The 17477-nt window shown below is 41.5% G+C and carries 5 protein-coding genes and 1 pseudogene; 5 read left to right on the top strand and 1 reads right to left on the bottom strand.

Features of this window, described 5'->3' with window-relative positions; translation table 11 throughout:
* Nucleotides 1–24 precede the first annotated feature (24 nt).
* Nucleotides 25–1233 (bottom strand): ABC exporter membrane fusion protein, encoded by a 1209-nt coding sequence (locus RM368_RS09815; protein ID WP_322693889.1) that lies wholly within the window; start codon nt 1231–1233, stop codon nt 25–27.
* A 1304-nt stretch (nt 1234–2537) separates the two neighbouring features.
* Between RM368_RS09815 and RM368_RS09810 the strand changes: the two are divergent.
* The 5 genes and pseudogenes from RM368_RS09810 (at nt 2538) to RM368_RS09790 (ending at nt 17476) form a co-directional block, all read left to right on the top strand.
* A pseudogene (locus RM368_RS09810) lies at nt 2538–2816 on the top strand (hypothetical protein).
* Nucleotides 2817–3039: 223 nt separating this feature from the next.
* Entirely contained in the window at nt 3040–8565 is a 5526-nt protein-coding gene (locus tag RM368_RS09805) for a polyketide synthase (RefSeq protein WP_322693888.1), read from the top strand.
* Between the two features lie 302 nt (nt 8566–8867).
* Nucleotides 8868–10595, top strand: a complete 1728-nt coding sequence (locus tag RM368_RS09800; protein ID WP_322693887.1) for an SDR family NAD(P)-dependent oxidoreductase — start codon at nt 8868–8870, stop codon at nt 10593–10595.
* 221 nt (nt 10596–10816) lie between these two features.
* The gene (locus tag RM368_RS09795; protein ID WP_322693886.1) at nt 10817–15565 is read left to right on the top strand and encodes a PfaB family protein; all 4749 of its coding nucleotides are present in this window, start codon (nt 10817–10819) and stop codon (nt 15563–15565) included.
* A 234-nt stretch (nt 15566–15799) separates the two neighbouring features.
* Nucleotides 15800–17476, top strand: a complete 1677-nt coding sequence (locus tag RM368_RS09790; protein WP_322693885.1) for a PfaD family polyunsaturated fatty acid/polyketide biosynthesis protein — start codon at nt 15800–15802, stop codon at nt 17474–17476.
* The last annotated feature ends 1 nt before the right edge of the window (nt 17477 follow it).

Raw genomic sequence — 17477 nt, 5'->3', positions numbered from 1 at the left:
TTGTGAATGACCTATGCTTTATGACTAAATATGAATGGCGACATCGACTTGTAAGTTAGTGAAACGAGCGACCTTTTCACTGTCGGCGGGATTATCGATGGAGATTTTCACTTCCACTATTCTGCGGTCTGTATCTGAACCAGGGTTGAGGCTAAAGATGCTTTGTTTGTCAACTTGCCAACCAATTTCTTTTACAGTTCCTTTTATTGTTCCAAGAAATGCAGTGCTGGTAATGGTAGCTTTTTGTCCTACACGTACTTTTTGAACATCGGTTTGATACACCTCTGCAATCACATACATTTGAGATGTCTTACCTATCTCAGCAAATCCTCTAGTGGTACTAATTACTTCTCCGGTTTTGGCGTGAATTTTCAAAATTTTGCCATTTATGGGAGACTTAATGTAACTTAAATCCAAGTCGGCTTTTGCTTGTTGAACAGCAGTTGTGGCACTATTGACTTCGGTTTGTGCAACTTGAACATCTACGCTACGCACCTCACTAATACTGGTGAGTTGCGCTTGCGCTTGTTTGCGTTGTTCTTGGTATGTATCTTGAGTTCGCTTGAGGGTGGCTTGAGCTTCTGTTAGCTGCTGTTGTGTAGTCTTTAGTTGCAAAGCTTTGCTATCTGCTACAGAAGCCGCGATCGCACCTTGTCTATATAATTGCTGATAGCGATTATTCTCGGCTTGAGCGTTGTCTACTTCCGCTTGGATGCGGTCAATTGTCGCCTGTTGTGTCGCAACGTCTCCTTTATATTGTGGCTCTAACCGGGCAATTACAGCCTTTTGAGCATCAACATCTCCAGTTTTACCTCCAGATTTCACCTGCGCTAATTTCGCTTTGGCAACTTGGAGTTGGTCTAAAGCCTGTTGCAAAGCTGTTTTAGAACGGCCATAATTTTCGAGATAGGCCAATAATTGCCCTGCTTTAACCGCATCTCCTTCTTTCACCAACAGTCTGTCTACTCGTACCCCATTATTAGAAGTGGGAGCAGTCAAAGTAGTAACTTCGCCTTCTGGCTCTAAACGTCCCAAGGCTGTCACAGCAACTTTCGCAGGCGTGGCAGCTTTGGGAGGATTTGCTGGCGATGTCACAACTTTGGGTTTATACCAATAGGGTGTCAAACTATAGAAAGCGATTAATCCAGCCGCTAAAGTCAGAGAAGCTGCTAAAATTACTTGCGATCGGCCTACAGGTTTTCTGAATAATCTACTTTCTTTATTTACTGCCATATTTTCATTCCAATTCTGCTTTTTTAGAGAATATCCTGGTTATATTTAGTCGATTAAAATAGACTCATCCGCAAATTCCCAAGAGGGCTTTTCCTCTAGGTTTTCTACCTCGTTCGAGTGGATGGTTCTAAATTGGTTTTATATGAATTGTTGTACGCTTTTACCGCCCAAACTTAGTATTGTGGCGTGAAAATTAATGGCGTGTTACTTCAAAGCTTCCTAAGTTATATCCTAATTTGTCATCTAATCCCGTAACGTAAAATACAATAGCGCTAGTCAGCAAACTTAACTCTCAAGAACAACCAAGCGCTAATAAAAATGAGATCAAAACCTGGATAAACTTGTTATCAAGTATGGACTAAAAGTTGATTATTGTCAATTAATTTAATTTGCATAAATTCTGATTCTCTCACTAAAATATTTCATCACAATCAAATGAGGTGTTGAAAAAATGTACAAATTGCTAATCTATTGTCTAGCAATTGAATACGTACAAATAGTTCTTTATTAAGCAGATTTGATATTACTAACAGATTCTTATTATCGCGGTTGTGTAATATAAGACATTCTTGTTGCTTTTCATTCTACTAATTCAATGTATGAAGTGATACCTTTGGTGAGTTAACAAACATTAAAAGGGTGGTTATAAACCGCATCTACACGAGGCAAAACCTTTTAATTGATGCAATCATGATTATGTTTATCAAGTAACATACTAAAAATTAATATTTGCTTTATAAATAACCACTTTGCTTCTTAAGTTGACTTATATTAAAAAATAACCAGCAATTTTGACTCAATTATGATATTTCTCTGAAAAATAATACTTATAGTTATTAGCTTTATCTATGTATTCATTGACTTTTTACTTACTAGACAACAGATTTGTAGTGTTAACTTAACCAAGAGAATATTTATGTTTAACCCGTAGATAACAAAATTTTTCACATATTTATTTAGTTATAAATTATACTTTTATGCTAAATTTATTCAAAACTTCTATCAGTAAGAGTATATGGTTGTTTATAAAATAAGTTTAAAGGAATCATTTAGTTTCTGTAAAGTATGCTAGTGTTTTTATTAATTCAATGCTTTAAAGTGGTTATACAAACTAGTTATTTAATTAATATTTTTAAATTAAAAATAACTAAAAATAACTGCGTTGTCATTACCTATAGATCGTTTAATTACTTTTTCAACTTGCATAAACTCGGATTAAAGGTGGTGTCTTTTCTGTAACGAAATTGTCAACTTTACTGGGTCATATACCATAAAATATATTATCCCGGACGTTAAAACTAGCTATGACATTGATTGAGATACAGAACGTTTTTATTAATACCAGCTATGTTGCTGTGTTTAGGCTAGATAATCAAACGATTTCGAGTGAAAAAAACGTTTCTGTTTCCTTAGCTACTCCTCAGTTTTCCTCGCTCCAGTAGGATACCATTGCTCAAAATTTCTACTATTACAAATGGATTGAATTTACTGGTCAAGCAGCTATTACACTCCAAGACTATTTTACCAGTTTTAACAACGTCATCGACCGATTGCCACAATATCAAGAGTCTAGCGTTGGATAACATTTTTTCGCGATATCTACGACGGGCTACGCCTACGCAGTGTGCCAAAATCGCCTATAAATCAAGGCTTTGTCAAGGCAGTATGTGTCGTGTGGTGTCGATTTGGAGAAAAGCATTTAGCACAGATAGGATAGCTAGCTGCTTACAAGACGAGAGATTTTCATTATTTAGTAGGCAACAGAAATTACTGTAGCTACACAATCCACAGTACTAACTATGCCCTATGTCTGCTTATTCAATTGATACTGCCTTAGCGGAGTTAGAGAGCCTTATCAATAATTGTGAAAAGGCTGTGATGAGGTCTATAGAGGAAAAAAACATGAAGTCAGATAAATCAGATAAATCAGTGTCAATTAACAGAATTAACAGACAATTACAACACAATCCTATTGCCATCGTTGGGATGGCTTCTCTATTGCCTCAAGCTAGAAACTTGCAGGAATACTGGCAAAATATAGTAAACAAAATTGACTGTATTACTGATGTTCCTTCGACTCACTGGAGCGTCGAAGATTATTACGATCCCAATCCTAGAACTACTGAAGATAAAACCTATTGTAAAAGAGGCGGGTTTCTTCCAGAGGTTGATTTTAATCCGATGGAATTCGGTATACCACCTAGCATTTTGGAAGTCACAGATGTATCGCAACTATTAAGTTTAGTAGTTGCGAAAGAAGCGATGGAAGATGCTGGCTATAGTGAACAACGCGAATTTAACCGCGAGATGGTTGGGGTAATCTTAGGCGTGGCGATGGCCAAGCAATTAGGAATGCCACTTTCGGCGAGATTGGAATATCCGATTTGGGAAAAAGCACTTAAAAGCAGTGGTTTATCTGATGAAGATACGCAAAAAATCGTTGATAAAATCAAAAGTGCTTACGTGAAATGGGATGAGAACGCTTTCCCTGGAATGTTAGCTAACGTAGTCGCCGGACGAATTGCCAATCGCCTAAATTTTGGCGGGATGAATTGCGTAGTTGATGCTGCTTGCGCTAGTTCCTTTGGTGCTTTAAAAATGGCAATCAGCGAGCTAGTTGAGCATCGTTCTGACATGATGCTAACTGGTGGTGTTGATACCGACAACACTATCATGGCTTACATATCGTTCAGCAAAACACCGGCGGTTTCTCCTAGTGAAAATGTCAAACCTTTCGATGCTAAATCCGATGGGATGATGCTGGGTGAAGGTATCGCCATGATGGTTCTCAAACGGTTGGAAGATGCGGAACGGGACAACGATAAAATATATGCCGTAATTAAAGGTATTGGTACTTCCAGCGATGGACGTTATAAGAGCATTTATGCTCCTCGCAAAGAAGGTCAAGTTAAAGCCTTAGAACGCGCTTATGAAGATGCCGGCTTCTCTCCTGCTACTGTTGGGTTAATGGAAGCACACGGTACTGGCACAATGGCTGGAGATCCGACAGAATTCGGATCTTTAAAAGACTTCTTTGATGTGCATGATGACAAAAAGCAGCACATCGCTTTGGGTAGTGTGAAATCACAAATCGGACACACAAAAGCGGCTGCGGGTGCGGCGAGTTTGATTAAAACTGCTTTGGCTTTACATCACAAAGTATTACCGCCGACAATTAACATTACTGAGCCGAACCCCAAACTCAACATTAAAAATTCATCCTTTTATTTGAATACTGAAACCAGACCTTGGATTCGTCCAGAAGGGGAAGCACCAAGACGCGCAGGTGTAAGTTCCTTTGGATTTGGTGGAACCAACTATCACGTTGTCTTGGAAGAATATGAAGCCGACCAAAACGCCGCTTACCGCTTACACAGTGGTGCTAGTGAAGTGCTGTTGTTTGCTCCTACAGTAGAGCAACTGTTGAGCAAATCGGAAGAGATTTTAGGGAAGCTGCGATCGCCATCAGCTAACGCACATTATGCACAATTAGTCAATGATTGCAAATTACAACAAATTCCCCTCTCTGCTCCCCGATTCGGGTTTGTCGCTGAGAATCTCGAAGAAGCTTGCAAGTTACTGCAAACTAGCATTGACTGGCTGAAACTCAAAGGAACAGCAGCATCTTGGGAGCATCCCCAAGGAATTTATTACCGTTCCTCTGGTATGGAGTTGGGCGGAAAAGTTGTCTCTCTATTTTCTGGTCAAGGTTCGCAATACCTGGAGATGGGACGCGAACTGGTGATGAATTTCCCCTTGATGCGCCGTCTTCATGGTTATATGGATAGCCTGTTGCTCAAAGATAATTTGCAGCCACTTTCAGAAATCGTTTTTCCTCATCCTGTGTTTGGAGAGGCAGAAAAGAATGTCCAAATTGCTGCCTTACAACGCACAGAATACGCTCAACCAGCCATCGGGGTGTTGAGTGCAGGGATGTACAGCATACTGCAACAAGCTGGGTTTAAGTCAGATTTTGTGGCGGGACATAGCTTTGGTGAATTAACCGCACTATGGGCTGCGGGGGTTTTGAGTACCGAAGATTACTTGTTTCTGGTGAAAGCTAGGGGTCAAGCAATGGCTGCACCCGAAGATCCAGATCATGATGCAGGTAGTATGTTGGCTGTTAAAGAAGATATCAGCAAAGTCGAAGCAGTGCTGAGACATTTTCCGCAAGTTGCGATCGCTAATCAAAATTCTCCAACTCAATTTGTCTTAGCTGGCCCTACCGCAGAAATAGCGAGAATCAAAGAAGCTTTACACGAGAAAGGATATACAGCTGTATTGTTACCTGTATCAGCAGCTTTCCATACACCGCTAATCGCCTTTGCTCAGAAATCCTTTGCGATCGCTACCAAGTCTGTCAAGTTCCAAACTCCGAAAATCCCTGTTTACAGCAACGTTACCAGTAAGCAGTATCCCAAGGAAGCCCAAGGTATTCAAAAAATCCTGGAAACGCACCTTTCTAATTCAGTGCTGTTCAAGCAGGAAATTGAAAATATCTATGCAGCCGGTGGTACTTGCTTTGTGGAATTTGGGCCGAGAAGAATTCTTAGCAACTTGGTGAAAGAGATTCTTGGCGATCGCCCACATATTACCGTATCTCTGAACCCCAGCACTCAAAAGAATAGCGATCGCTCTTTGCGAGAAGCAGTTGTGCAGTTGCGGGTGATAGGTATGGCTTTGAATAACCTCGATCCTTACCAACTTCCCCAAACCATCCCCCCAATTGAGACGAAGAAGACATTAAATGTCCGTTTAAACGGGATAAACTACAGATCCGAAAAAACGAAAAATGCCTTCGCTCAAGCTTTGCAGGATGGGCATCAAGTCACATTACCCACCCCTGAAAATTCTGATGCGGTTCCTTTATTTAGCAGCCCAGGTGTAACTCCACCTCTGGCTGTAATTGAGACTAACGGACATAAAAAATCCGCCCCAGCCATGAACGGTGTGACATCTAATATCATCACCCAGCCAGAGCAACAGATGAATCCTGTTACCCTGTCCCAACCAGCCCAGGAATCTAAGATGCAACCAACACCAGAAAAGCTTACAAATTACGAACAACTTTTAGCAAGTTTAGAATATCTCCTGACACAGTTCCAGGAAAATCAAGCTGAGAATTTACAAGTTCACGGTACTTATCTCAATCATCAAATGGAATACGCTAAAGCGTTTTTCCAACTGATGCAGCAGCAGAATTCCTTGTTGAGTGAAAGTAAATCAACAGCCGAAACTGCCAAAATGAAGCTAGTTGTCATGGAAAGCTTAGAGCGTAGCATGATGCAGTTTCATTCCCAACAAGGTGAAACCCTACGCATCCATGAGCAATATCTTCAAGAGCAACTGGAATATACTAAGAGCTTTTTCCAACTCATCCAGCAAGAGTATTCTCAAATCATTTCTGGTGAGGGAGTAACTCAATTAACAGAGATCAGCAATTTCACTCCGTTCACCACAGAAGCACCAGTACCCGCCACTACCAAGATAGTAGAAAGCCAGCCTTTGCCTGTAACTGAGCCTGTAGCTAAAAATGGCTTAAATGTTACCCAAGAACCTCTCGTGCCTGCTCCACAGGTGGTAGAGCCTGTAGTTGAAACTCCTGTATCCCCCACTGCTAAGAAGGATGAAAATTCTTCTTCTTTGCTCCCTAATCTTTTCTCAACAGAGACAGTAGAGCCTGTAGCGGCATCACCGGTTCCTCCAGTAGTAGAACCTCAAGCTGAAGTTGTAGTCAAAATTAGCTCACCTCCAGTTAACGAAGTTGTTGCATTCACCCCAGAACCAGCACCCACAACTGCTGCACCTGTACCTGGCGCAACCATCGATATTGTTGACTTGGATAAAAACCTCTTAGCCATCACCAGCGATAAGACCGGCTACCCAGTCGAGATGCTGGAAATGGACATGGACATGGAGGCGGATTTAGGAATTGACTCTATCAAACGGGTGGAAATCTTAGGGGCGCTACAAGAGATGTACCCCAATCTACCCAAGCCGAATTTAGAAGAACTGTCAGAAAAACGCACCATCGGTCAAATTGTAGAGTATCTGCAATCCCATGCTTCCAAAAGTGTTTCGGTAGAAATTGCAGTTCACGAAGTACAACAAGCAACTGAGATTGCAGTAGAGGCTGCACCCGTAGTTGAGGTAGTCGCTGCACCGGAACCAAGCGTAGTTGTCGCATTCACCCCGGAACCAGAACCCGCTACAAGTTACTCCAACAAAGAGGAGCTAGTGCTGAAGACGGGTTTCCCGTCGCAGGCGACTGGCGTTGGACTGGCGAACCCGGAGGGTGATGAATTTGCAAACTTAGGTGAAACCCTGTTAGCCATCACCAGCGATAAGACCGGCTATCCAGTGGAGATGCTGGAACTGGAAATGGACATGGAAGCCGACTTAGGGATTGACTCGATTAAACGGGTAGAAATCTTAGGGGCGATGCAAGAAATGTACCCCAACTTACCCAAGCCAAATATCGAAGAACTCGGCGATCTTCGCACCATCGGTCAAATAGTCGATTACCTACAGGAGTTAGCTGGAGGTGAAAAAAAAAAGTCTGAGCCTGAGTTTGTCCAACAGCAGCCACCCCAATTAGAACATGAACTAGAGCATACTATCCAGCGCCATCCGGTCAAACTCAGAAGTCTCGCACAGCCCGATTACTTGGATTTCACGTTACCAGAGGGACACATCGGTTTAATCACTGATGATGGTTCCCTCACCACTTATAAATTAACTGAATCCCTAATCGAGAAAGGCTGGAAAGTAGTAGTTATCAGCTTCCCCCAATCGCTGATCGCCCAGCAAGCGCCTTTACCTACAGGAGTAACCCGCGTCACCTTAGCAAATTTGAGTGAAGAACATCTTCAACAACAATTGCAAGCGATCGCATCTCACTGCGGAACGATTGGGGCTTTCATCCACTTACATCCGATGTTTGTAGGAAATCACACCGGCAGTATTTCTTATAACGAATCAGAAAAGGCGATCGTCAAGCACGTATTTTTGATGGCGAAACACCTCAAACCTTCTCTTAACGAAGCCGCAAAGCATGGACGTAGTTGTTTCTGCACAGTTGCTCACCTGGATGGAGCCTTTGGGTTAGAGTACAAAGTCAACTTCGGTGCGATCGGCGCTGGTTTATTTGGATTAACCAAAACTCTGAGATGGGAATGGCCAAAGGTTTTCACTCGTGCGATCGATTTAAGTCCCAGACTTGATGCTAAACAGTCAGTACAAAACATCATCGCCGAGCTTCACGATCCCAACCTTTATATAAGTGAAGTTGGGTATGGTTCACAGGGACGAGTTACCCTCATCGCCGATTAAAAATCTCTTCTCTCTGCGCTTCTGCGCCTCTGCGTGAGATTTTCCTTTAGTGAGCAACATCTAAGTACGAGTTTCGTAAATTTGGGGACAATTGAGGATTTAAGTTTAAACGCAAAGGGGCGCAGAGTAAAGCGCAGAGGAACGCAAAGTAAGTTTTGAGTCGATTCGCTACGAGCGAGCTGAGGCAAAGAACCGCAAAGGACACAGAGAAAGAGATAAGAAACAACTTGTAACCAGCTTTCGAGAGCATCTCTTAATTACGAATTACGAATTACGAATTACGAATTAATACCAGAGGATTTATGACACAAACAGCCCAGCTTAGTCCATCATCTGTCTTTGTCGTGAGCGGCGGTGCAAAAGGGATTACGGCTGAGTGTACTATCAGATTAGCCCAACAGCAACCCTGCAAATTCATCCTCCTCGGTCGCTCCGAACTATTAGAAACCGAGCCAGATTTCGCTCAAAATTCTGATGAATCCGCATTGAAAAAATGCATCATGGAAAATCTTCTTTCTCAAGGAGAGAAGCCCACACCCATGAATGTGCAAAAAATATATAACAAAATTACCTCCAGCCGCGAAATTAAAAAGACTCTAGCAGCAATTGAAAAAACCGGAGCTAAAGCAGAATATATCAGCGTCGATGTCACAGATACGCCAGCTTTACAAGACAAACTTGCCACTGCTGTACAACATCTTGGGCCAATTACCGGAATCATCCACGGCGCGGGAAACTTAGCTGATAAGTTAATTGAAAAGAAAACAGAAGAGGATTTTGAAAAAGTTTACACCGCTAAAGTTCAGGGTTTAGAAAATCTTCTAGCTTGCGTCAACCCTAGTCAACTTCAGCATTTAGTTTTGTTTTCTTCAGTAACAGGATTTTACGGAAATCCCGGACAATCTGATTATGCGATCGCAAATGAAATTCTGAACAAATCAGCCCATATATTTAAGCAAAGTTATCCCTCGTGTCATGTAGTCGCTATCAACTGGGGCGCTTGGGATAGTGGGATGGTGACAGCAGAATTAAAGAAGATTTTTCAAGAGCGAAAAATCGAGATAATTCCCATTGCAGCCGGGGCACAAATGCTTGTTAAAGAAATGGATAATGCCAACCATACAACTGCACAAGTTGTGATTGGTAGCCCATTAGTTCCAATGGCTACAGAGTTAGATTCAGAACTACGAACTTATCGTATCCGTCGCCAAATGACATTGGAGGCTAATCCATTTTTACACGATCATACCATTGCTGGCTCTCCAGTTTTACCAGCAACTTGTGCAATGACCTGGATTATCAATGCTTCTGAACAATTATATCCCGATTATCGGTTGTTTAATTACCAAGATTTTAAAGTTTTGAAGGGGATTACTTTCAATGAAACATTAGCGAAGGAACATATTTTAGAAATAGAAGAAATTTCTAAGGTTAATCTTGAAAAAATCGAACTTAAAGCCAAAATTTCCAGTAAAAACCCTGAAGGAAGAATCCATTTTCATTTTAGCGCTCAACTCAATCTCCAGCGTGAAATCCCAGATGCACCCATTTATGAATCTCTCAATCTCGAACCAGATAATATTATCACCACTACAGGAAAAGCTTTTTACCAAAATGGTGGGGCTACATTATTTCACGGCCCCGGTTTTCAAGAAGTTAAGAGAGTTTTAAACATTAGTCCTGAAAGAATCACAACAGAATGTCTCTGGCCAGAACTCACTGCAAAGGAACAAGGACAATTCCCCGTCCAATGGGTAAATCCTTACACCACTGACTTGAGTATGCACGCTTTATGGATTTGGACACAACACTTTCATCAAGAAGGTTGTTTACCTGGAAAAGTGGAAAAATTTGAACAGTTTGAAGCGATACCACATAACGAAACATTTTACGTTTCTTGTGAAGTACTATCTAAGACACCAAGTAGTGCGATCGCCAACTTTATCATACACGATCGCCAAGGTAAAATCTATTCACGAATGCTCGGCGCTCATGCCATTATTTGGTCAATGAAAATGCTCAGAAGCTAATAATCCTCCTTTACCACTCAACACCTATAGCAGTCCTAAAATCTCTGTAAAATGCTTTCTTTTCTTCGCGCCCTTCGCGCCTTTGCGGTTCGTTAAAAAAAAGTAATTTTCACAACTCAAATAGGATTGCTATAACTTGCCACTTCAAAGTTTGGGGAACAGCGTAAATCCTGCCTTTTAATTATCTCTTGCTAAATACCCAAACTCGGAGCATATAAATCGTGGAAAAAATAGCCATCATCGCATTATCATGCCTATTCCCCGATGCTAAAAACCCTGAAGAATTCTGGCAAAATATCGTTAATCAAAAAGATTCCACATCCTCTGCAACCGTCGAAGAAATCGGAGTAGATCCGACAATATTTCATAATCCAGTTAAAGGGACACCAGACAAAACCTATTCTCTTAAAGGCGGGTACATCCGCAACTTCCAGTTTAATCCATCTGAATACAATCTACCATCAGAATTTATTGCTGGTTTAGATAACACCTTCAAATGGTCATTGTATGCCGCTAAACAAGCAATTGAACAAAGTGGTTATTGGGATAATCAAACTGTTTTGGCAAAATGTGGCGTAATTTTAGGTAATTTATCATTCCCGACAAAATTATCTAATCAATTATTCTCTCCAATTTACCAGAAAGCTATTAATCCTGCTGTCAGAGAACTTTTGCAGTATGAAGACTTCAATTTAGCTGTACCAAGTGCAACTAAAGCATCTTTATACAATGTGATGATATCTGGTTTACCAGCATCTATCGTAGCTCAAGCTCTATCGCTATCCCAGATTAATTTATGTCTGGATGCTGCTTGTTCGTCATCATTTTATGCGATTAAACTAGCATCTCATTACTTATGGTCACACAAAGCTGATGTGATGTTAGCTGGAGCCATCAGTTGTGCAGATTCTTTATTCGTGCGGATGTTATTTTCCGGTGTTCAAGGGTATGCAGAAAATGGCATTAGCCGCCCCTTAGATAAATCCTCTAGAGGGCTAATCCCCGCCGATGGTGTTGGGATGGTGATGCTGAAGAGATATTCTGATGCCGTTAGAGATGGTGATAATATTCTCGCTACTATCTGCGGTAATGGACTCTCCAATGATGGCAAAGGTAAACATTTACTCAGTCCGAATCCGAAAGGGCAAATCCTAGCTTTTGAACGAGCCTATAATGAGGCAAAAGTTAGCCCAAAAACCATCGATTATCTAGAGTGTCACGCCACCGGCACATTACTAGGAGATACAACCGAATTCAATTCCATCGAAACATTCTTTGGTCAAAATCAAGCTGCGCCTTTGGTAGGTTCTGCTAAGGCAAATACTGGTCACTTGCTAACTGCTGCTGGCATAGTTGGCTTGACTAAGGTGATTTTGAGTATGTCTCATGGAGTAATTCCAGCAACCATGAATGTTTCGGAACCTGTAACATCAGAAAATGGTACAATTTCCGCCGATAAAATTGTTAGAACAGCTACAGCATGGCCTAATAATAATGCATCAATAAAACGGGCAGCTATTAGCGCTTTCGGTTTTGGCGGCACTAATTCTCATCTGATTTTAGAACAAGGAAATACAACAGAATCAGTTGAATCGACTTTGCCTGTTCCACCTACCAAAGTCGCCATTGTCGGCATGGATGCCTTTTTTGGCAACTGCAATGGTTTGGATGCTTTTGAACGCAGTATTTATGATGGCACACAACATTTTACCTCTCTACCACCTCAAAGATGGCATGGTATAGAAAATCAAGAAAGTGTCCTGAAAGAGTACGGTTTAGCAGATGGAAAAGCACCAGTAGGGGCATACATCAAAGATTTTGAAATCGATACTTTATCATGCAAAATCCCACCAAATGAAATCGAGAAGTTAAACCCACAACAATTGTTACTTCTGAAAGTTAGCGATCGCGCCGTCAAAGATGCGAAACTACAGGAGGGTGGCAATGTGGCTGTAATTGTCGCCGCCGAGACAGAATTCTCTGTGCATCAGCTACAGCAAAGATGGAACCTCTCTTGGCAAGTCAAGGATGGCTTACTCAATCAAGGAATTTCTCTACCTGCTGAACAGCTTTCCCAACTGGAAACCATTGTCAAAGATAGCATTCATCAACCAGTAGAAATCGGCGAATATGTCAGTCACATCGCCAACATCATGGCGAGTCGGATTTCAGCTTTATGGAATTTTACTGGCCCTGCATTCACCGTCAGCGCTGGCGAAAATTCTGCCCTCAAAGCGTTGGAAGTTGCCCAAATGCTACTCGCTACGGGAGAAGTAGACGCGGTGGTTGTTGGTGCGGTAGATTTAGCCGGTGGTGTAGAAAATGTCTTATTCCGCAGCCAATTTGCCCCAATTAATACAGGTATCAATACCTTGGGTTATGACCAACAAGCAAATGGCTGGACAGTTGGCGAAGGTGCTGGTGCTGTCGTCCTCAAGCGCTACGAAGCTGCTAAGAAAGATAATGAACGCATCTATGCAGTAATTGATGCCATGAGTTTTGCACAAGGTAATTCTACTTTGAGTGACGCTTTGGTAAAACCTGATGCTTCAGCTATCAGCAATGTCTGCAAACAAGCTTTCCAGATGGCAGAGATTCAACCCACAGAAGTTAACTATGTGGAAGTCTTCGGTAGCGGCGTTCCCCAGGAGGATGAAGCCGAAATCACAGGTTTACTCCAAGCTTATCCAAAAGTGGGCAATGGTCTGCATTGTGCGTTAGGTAGCGTTAAATCTAATATCGGCCACACCTACACAGCATCGGGAATTGCTAGCTTAATTAAAACCGCTCTCTGTCTTTATTACAGATATATTCCCGCCACCCCCAAATGGTCTGGTGTCAAAACACCGCAAGTATGGTCAGGTAGCCCCTTCTATGTGGCGATGGAATCAAGACCTTGGTTTGTCGATAAAGGCGGCACACGCAGAATAGCAGCAATTAATAGCATGGGTATAGATGGCAGCTACGCCCATTTAATCTTATCGGAAGAACCCAGCCAAGAGGAGCGCGACAACAGATATTTGCAACAAATGCCTTTTCATCTGTTCCCTATCGCAGTTAGCGATCGCTCTACTATACCCGATATCTTAAACCATCTTCAAAAATCCATTGAAGCTAGTTCTTCTTTATCAGCTACCGCCAGCGAGACATTTGCTACTTTTCAACAGCATTCTAATCCAAAATACGTCTTATCAATCACAGGACGTAACACCAAAGATTTACTCAAAGAAATTGAATCTGCCCGCAAAGGTGTAAATAATGCCTTTGAAAACGGCACGGATTGGCAAACGCCACTAGGTAGTTATTTCACCGCGAAACCATTGGGTAAAACTGGAGCAGTTGCTTACGTTTATCCTGCCGCAGTCAATTCTTATATTGGGATTGGTCGGACTGTCTTCCGTTTATTTCCGAAAGTCTTCGAGGATTTAAAAAGTAACAATCTCTACAATCGGGCTGCCGATGTTGAAAAGCTGGTTTATCCCAGAAGTTTACCGAAATTGACAACTAGACAACTAGAAACTCTCGAAAAGCAATTGTTAGATGATTCACTGGCAATGTTTGAAAGTGAAATTGCCTTTGCTAGATACATGACAGCAATTTTCCGAGATGATTTTAAAGTCAAGCCGCAATCTGTATTTGGGTATAGCTTGGGTGAAACTAGCATGATGGTTGCCCAAGGGGTTTGGAGTGATTTTGAGGGCGGAAGTAATACCTTAAACTCATCACCTTTATTTGGTGATAAGTTATCTGGGCCGAAAAATGCGGTGCGTGAATATTGGGAATTAACAGATTCACCAAACAACAATTTTTGGAATACTTATGTTCTCATGGCTACTCCATCTCAAGTTAGAGAATGCCTCAAACATGAGAACCACGTCTACTTAACTCAAATCAACACACCAGAAGAAGTATTAATTGCTGGTGAAGATGCCGCCTGTAAGCGAGTGATTGCGACTTTAGGTTGCAATGCCTTCCCTGCTCCCTTCGACCATGTAATACATTGTGAAGCGATGCGATCGCAGTTCGAGGAAATCAAGAAGGTAAACAGCTTACCATCACAAAATCTTCCTGGGATTGTGTTTTATTCTGCCGCAGACTATCAACCGATCGTACTTGAAAGAGATACCATTGCTCACAACATAGCCAAAGGATTGTGCCAAGAACTTGATTTTCCGCAATTAGTTAATCGTGTCTACAGCGATGGGGTCAAAATATTTTTAGAAGCGGGTGCTGGTAATGTCTGTTCGCGATGGATTGATAAAATTCTCGGCAGCAAAGAACATATCACAGTGTCTCTAAATCGTAGAGGCATGGATGACCATGCTTCGATGGTCAAAGCATTAGCAAAATTACTCAGTCATCAGGTGAATGTGGATTTATCACCACTGTATAGCAAAGCCCAAGAAAGCGCTAATTCAAGTAAAGCAACATTGAGAACAGTTACCTTGGGTGGGAAAGCGATCGCTGCTACAATTTTGAGCGAAGAAAATCGTAAACTTGTTGAAAATTTAGTTGAGGATATTAAGTGCGATCGCTTCAAAATACAGCATCCAGATATACCTAATGTCCAACAATCTGAAATCACAGATTTTCTTAACACTTCCAACCATATAACCCAAGAAGAAAGTCATTCCTCTAACATCTTGCCTCTGTCAGAAGAAGTAAAACCGAAAAATATCATTGATAACGTTTTTGAACCGAAAGAACAATTACAATCTTCTGAGTCAAGCGCAATTAGACAGCCAATTTCTCTTTCCTCCTCACCCGTCAGAACTCAAAAAATTAGTAGCATCATCAGCATGTTCGATTTAAATAAGACTCAGTATCAAAAGCTCAATGCTAATAATTCAAAGATAACTAAAGCACACACAGCCTTCTTACAAGCTAGACAAGATTACAGTCAGCAAATGAGCGAAATCATTCAATTGCAACTAGCTTGCGCCCAAAACTTGCTTAACGACGAATCCTAAGAATCCCAAATGTAGACTCCTGTCAATATGATTCGGTTAAGATCCCCCCGCCTACGGCGACCCCCTTAAAAAGGGGGTGAATAAAGAAAATACTCCCCTTTTTAAGGGGGGTTGGGGGGATCTTCAAGTTATAAACAAGCTAACCAAACCGTATTAAAACTTTTTCCAAGAGTTTACATCCTTCAACCTTCAACCTTATCATTCATTATTTGTATAATCCGAGGTATAACTGCCGTGACAACCGTAGATACGGTACTAAGTAAACACGATAATGGTCTTAATTTCTCTACCTGGTCTTATAACAAAAACCAGGTTTGGAAAGGTTCTTTAGAAACTGTATCTTTTGAAAAACAAACTATCAAAGATAAATTGATGGTGTTAAATAAACCCTGCTACATCGTGAAAGTTGCCGGAAAAATCGGTGTCACTAATGAGGGTTATTTATCCCCTGGTGATAATGGCACAACAGCACAAGTAGAACTCTTAACATTTGCAGCCCCAATCCGCATTCAACAATTTGGAGATCCGAATTTTCTCTCCTCTTATGGAGTGAAATATGCCTACGTTACTGGCGCAATGGCTGGCGGAATTGCATCTGAAGAAATGGTCATCGCACTCGGAAAAGAGCAAATTTTGAGTTCCTTTGGTGCAGGTGGTTTAACTCCAGAACGTTTGGAAGCAGCTATCAATCGCATTCAACAAGCTTTACCTCAAGGCCCTTATGCATTTAATTTAATTCACAGTCCTAACGAACCCGCGATTGAACGCCGCGCTGTGGATTTATATCTCAAATATCAAGTGAGAACAGTAGAAGCATCTGCATTTCTCGACTTGACTCCCAACATTGTTTATTACCGTGTTGCTGGATTGGGATTGAATAGCAGCAATCAAATTGAAATCAAAAATAAAATCATTGCGAAAATTTCTCGCCGAGAAGTTGCGACTAAATTTTTGCAACCAGCACCAGCCAGAATCCTCAAAGAACTTCTTCAACAAGGATTAATTACCGAGTTACAAGCAACTCTTGCAGCCAAAGTTCCGATGGCTGATGATATTACCGTCGAGGCTGATTCTGGAGGTCATACAGATAACCGTCCCCTGGTTTGTGTGTTACCTTCTATTATTGCTTTGCGAGATGAAATTCAAGCCCAATATCATTACCAAACACCCATTAGAATCGGCGTTGCAGGGGGAATTGGAACACCACAATCAGCATTAGCAGCTTTCATGATGGGTGCTGCTTATATAATGACCGGTTCCATTAATCAATCATGCGTTGAATCTGGGGCTTGTGAACATACCAAAAAGTTACTAGCTCAAGCAGAAATGGCTGATATGATAATGGCTCCAGCAGCAGATATGTTTGAAATGGGAGTCAAATTGCAAGTTCTCAAACGGGGTACAATGTTCCCCATGCGAGCGCAGAAATTATTTGAACTCTATCGCGCTTATGATTCCATTGAAAGCATCCCCCTTGCAGAAAAAGAGAAATTAGAAAAACAAGTTTTTCGCAAAACTATTGCCGAAGTATGGGAAGGAACTGCGGCTTATTTGTCTCAAAAGAATCCTGAAAAACTTGGGAAAGCAGTTAATAATCCTAAACTAAAAATGGCGTTGATTTTCCGTTGGTATCTAGGATTATCTTCCCGTTGGTCTAGTTCTGGTGAAAAAGGTAGAGAAGTCGATTATCAAATTTGGTGTGGCCCGGCAATGGGCGGTTTCAATGACTGGGTACGCGGTTCCTATTTGTCTGAACCAAATAATCGTGGTGTAGTTGATGTTGCTAATCAAATTATGACTGGTGCAGCCTTTTTGTATCGCGTTCAAAATTTGAAAATTCAAGGGCTGCAAGCTTCCGATTATTACAGTCAATATCACCCTGTTCGTTCTACATCATTGTTGGAGATTTAAA

Origin of the sequence: Nostoc sp. DedSLP03 (assembly GCF_034530815.1) — a bacterium.
Classification (GTDB): Bacteria; Cyanobacteriota; Cyanobacteriia; order Cyanobacteriales; family Nostocaceae; genus Nostoc.
The sequence above is the reverse complement of the archived record's forward strand: the minus strand, read 5'-3'. Positions and strand labels throughout refer to the sequence as shown.

Bases quoted from the DNA above. Each gene is read 5' to 3' on its own strand.
- RM368_RS09805 (WP_322693888.1), top strand. From the start codon at position 3,040: ATGTCTGCTTATTCAATTGATACTGCCTTAGCGGAGTTAGAGAGCCTT.
- RM368_RS09800 (WP_322693887.1), top strand. From the start codon at position 8,868: ATGACACAAACAGCCCAGCTTAGTCCATCATCTGTCTTTGTCGTGAGC.
- RM368_RS09815 (WP_322693889.1), bottom strand. From the start codon at position 1,233: ATGGCAGTAAATAAAGAAAGTAGATTATTCAGAAAACCTGTAGGCCGA.